Source organism: Escherichia sp. E10V10 (assembly GCF_004211985.1).
GTDB lineage: Bacteria > Pseudomonadota > Gammaproteobacteria > Enterobacterales > Enterobacteriaceae > Escherichia.
Genome location: NZ_RHJO01000049.1, coordinates 1 through 1,538, shown reverse-complemented (window position 1 = coordinate 1,538; position 1,538 = coordinate 1). Strand labels below are relative to the sequence as shown.

Here is a 1,538-nt window from a genome sequence, read left to right as displayed (position 1 = left end):
ACGGCTGGCGCGGGATTTCAGCGTGGAGATCACCCGCCAGTGGCCGGGTGATGAGGGTATCACCACGCTTCAGCCGCGCATTAAAAATGGTTCAAAAGTGGAAGTGCTGATTGGTGATGAGCTGGTGATCACCGGCTGGGTGGAGGCGACCCCCGTTCGTTACGATGCCCGTTCGGTCAGCACCGGTATTGCCGGACGTAGTCTGACTGCTGACCTGATTGACTGTGCAGCCGAACCGACACAGTTTAACGGACGATCGCTGGTACAGATTGCGCAGGCGCTTGCTGCGCCTTTCGGCATTGAGGTGGTGAACAGCGATGCGCCGTCGGGTGTTATTCCGGATGTCCAGCCTGATCACGGTGAAACGGTGATCGAGGTGATCAACAAAATACTCGGTCAGCAGCAGGCGCTGGCTTATGACGACCCGCACGGCAGGCTGGTGATTGGTGGTATTGGCTCAACGCAGGCACATACCGCGCTGGTACTTGGGGAAAACATCCTTTCCTGTGATACGGAGAAGAGTATCCGGGAGCGGTTTTCAGTTTACCAGGTGGCGGGGCAGCGTGCCGGAAACGACGATGATTTCGGTGAGGCCACCACCACCGCGCTGCGGGCCCGCACAGAGGATGCATTTATTGCCCGTTACCGTCCGATGTATATCAGGCAGACAGGGCAGGCTACGGGGGCAGGCTGTATTGCGCGTGCTGACTTTGAAGCCCGACAACGGGCGGCGCGGACGGATGAAACCACCTATGTGGTGCAGGGCTGGCGACAGGGTAACGGTACGCTGTGGCAGCCCAACCAGCGGGTGATTGTCTTCGATCCGCTCTGTGGTTTCGACAATACCGAACTGCTTGTCTCGGAAGTCACGTTTACTCAGGACCAGAATGGCACCCTGACGGAAATCCGTGTCGGCCCACCTGATGCTTATCTGCCTGAACCCGAAGCCCCCGGCGCGCGGAAAAAGAAAAAAGCCAGAGTACAGGAGGACCCGTTCTGATGAAGGCGATTGAAACCATACAGCGACAACTCCTCGGCCTGATTGGGCGGGCGGTGGTGAAAAGCATCAGTGCCGCCACGAAATGTCAGACCGTGGATGTGTCCCTGATTGCCGGTGAACCCAAAGCCGGGGTTGAACATCTTGAACCCTACGGTTTTACCGCAAGAGCAAACAGCGGTGCGGAAGCGGTGGTGTTGTTTCCGGATGGTGACCGTTCTCATGCGGTGGTTGTTACGGTGTCGGACCGGCGCTACCGCCTGAAAGGGCTGCAGACTGGTGAGGTGGCTGTCTATGACGATCAGGGGCAGTCCGTGACGCTGACCCGGGAGGGGATCGTGGTGGACGGTGCAGGTAAAACGATCACGTTTCGCAATTCACCTAAAGCACGTTTTGAAATGGACCTGGAAGTGACAGGACAGGTGAAAGACCTGTGCGACTCCAGCGGCACCACTAGCTGTCCGCGTGATTTGGCAATTGCGGCAATTTCCACCAGCGTGGTTAAGCCACCACACCAGCCCACATCCGGCTGCATGATGTC

At 57.9% G+C, this 1,538-nt stretch carries 2 protein-coding genes and 1 pseudogene; 2 read left to right on the top strand and 1 reads right to left on the bottom strand.

Translation table 11 applies throughout. From position 1 onward, the window contains the following. The coding region (locus tag D9736_RS23135; protein WP_130259257.1) for a phage baseplate assembly protein at positions 1-1,000 on the top strand (1,000 nt) is incomplete at its 5' end. Next, positions 1,000-1,284 (top strand): annotated as a pseudogene (locus tag D9736_RS23700) (phage baseplate assembly protein); the annotation flags it as partial. The gene D9736_RS23135 and the pseudogene D9736_RS23700, both read left to right, overlap by 1 nt. Positions 1,285-1,298: 14 nt before the next feature. Here the strand turns inward: D9736_RS23700 and D9736_RS23695 are convergent. Continuing rightward, a partial coding sequence (locus D9736_RS23695) for a hypothetical protein (protein ID WP_240779380.1) occupies positions 1,299-1,538 on the bottom strand: 240 nt, incomplete at its 5' end.